Source organism: Streptomyces sparsus, from assembly GCF_054776295.1.
Genome location: NZ_BAAHCA010001053.1, coordinates 1 through 1543, shown reverse-complemented (window position 1 = coordinate 1543; position 1543 = coordinate 1). Strand labels below are relative to the sequence as shown.

Annotated in this window: 2 protein-coding genes and 1 pseudogene; 1 reads left to right on the top strand and 2 read right to left on the bottom strand. The window is 72.5% G+C overall.

Going from position 1 to position 1543, the window contains the following annotated elements:
- Window positions 1-64 precede the first annotated feature (64 nt).
- Entirely contained in the window at window positions 65-439 is a 375-nt protein-coding gene (locus ACYVE9_RS26230) for a hypothetical protein (RefSeq protein WP_461030380.1), read from the bottom strand.
- 296 nt (window positions 440-735) lie between these two features.
- On the opposite strand from ACYVE9_RS26230, the gene ACYVE9_RS26225 reads away from it, so the two are divergent.
- Window positions 736-1248, top strand: a complete 513-nt coding sequence (locus tag ACYVE9_RS26225) for a GNAT family N-acetyltransferase (RefSeq protein ID WP_461030379.1) — start codon at window positions 736-738, stop codon at window positions 1246-1248.
- A 47-nt stretch (window positions 1249-1295) separates the two neighbouring features.
- Here the strand turns inward: ACYVE9_RS26225 and ACYVE9_RS26220 are convergent.
- Window positions 1296-1543, bottom strand: a pseudogene (locus ACYVE9_RS26220) (PadR family transcriptional regulator); the annotation flags it as partial.

The window sequence follows — 1543 nt, the reverse complement described above, 5'->3', positions numbered from 1 at the left end:
CTGCCGGCCGGCGGGCGAAGGCGGACCGGCAGCCGGGTCTGTCAGGTGGTGCGTCCGGCGGGTGTCAGCACTCGCCGCGCCAGGTGGCGGACTTGATCACCACACCGGAAACGAAGTTGATCTTGTACTGGCCCGGGCCCGGGTTGTAGTGCAGGCAGCGGCTCCAGGTGTTTCCGTTGTAGGTCCACGTCAGCTGGATGTGGTCCGCTCCGGGATACACGACCCCGTTGTTGAACACGGAGCGGACCGCGGCGCTGCCGGACCAGTTGCCCGCGGAACGGACCACCAGCGTGCCGGTCTGGTTCTGGCCCGTGTAGGCGCAGAAGTTGCCCTTGCCGCAGCCCGGCGGATTGGGCTCGGCCGAGGCGGTGGGCGCGGTCGCCACAACACCTGCGAAAGCCGCGGCGGACGCGAGGACCGCGATCGAGCGCATGCGCATGGATGGTTCCCCCTTCAAGCCGTTCTCGGTCGGTCGATGCGGCAGCACCGTAGTGCCGGGAAAGCCGCATAGCGAGTATTCGGTAAGATCATCCGTAGAAAGGCCGAAAAGCGGCGTGTGGCAGTGCCGACGGCCTAATCGTGCGGGGACGGCAGCGGGGCCGACGTCGTCCGTGGGCGGGAACGCGGACCGGGCGGCGGTCGGGTCGCTGAATCCGCACGGCAGCCGGAACCGGTGGGACCGGTGAAGCCGGACGACGGGCGAAAGGCGCTTGCGGGCGTGGCGACAATGGCCGGATGGACTGGAACGTCATGCCCGAACCCGTCGACGACCCGGTGGCCGAGCAGCTGCTGCGCGCCTACTACACGGAGATCGTCGGGCGGTACCACGGGCGGAAGGCCGATCCGTGTGAGGTCGCCGCGGCGATGGCCGACGAGCCGAGCGGTGATCTGACCCCGCCCGACGGTGTGTTCCTCGTCGCCCGCAGGGCGGGAGCGCCGGCTGGGTGCGCGGGCGTGCGGCTGCTGGAGCCGGAAGTGGCAGAGCTGGCGCGCCTGTTCGTGCGCACGGAGGACCGTGGGGCGGGTGGCGGCGCGGCCCTGCTGGCCGCCGTCGAGCGGGCGGCACGCGATCTCGGCGCCCGTGTGGTGCGACTGGACACCCGACGCGACCTGGTGGAGGCCAGGGCGCTCTACGCCCGGCACGGTTACCGGGAGATCCCCGCCTATCACCACGGCCCCTATGCCGACCACTGGTTCGAGAAGCGCCTCGACGGGGCGGGCGCCGCATCGCCGGAACCCGCGGGCTGAGCGGTGCAGCCGCCCCGGCCGCCCCGGAGGGCGGGCCGGGGCGCGGCTCAGCTGCCGGGTGGCGGACGCAGTACCACACCGATATGGGCGGCGGCGGTGGAGAGGTGGCGGCGCACCTCGCGCAACTGCTCCTGGTCGACGCCGTGGTCCCGGGAGGCGTCGCGGACGTCGTCGCGGAACCGGTCGAGCAGCCGGGTCAGTTCCCGGGCCGGGTCGCTGACGCCGGCAGCCGGCTCGTGACCCCACTCGGGAACGGCGGCGTCGGTTGGCAGACCGGCGCCCGGTGCGGCGGTCG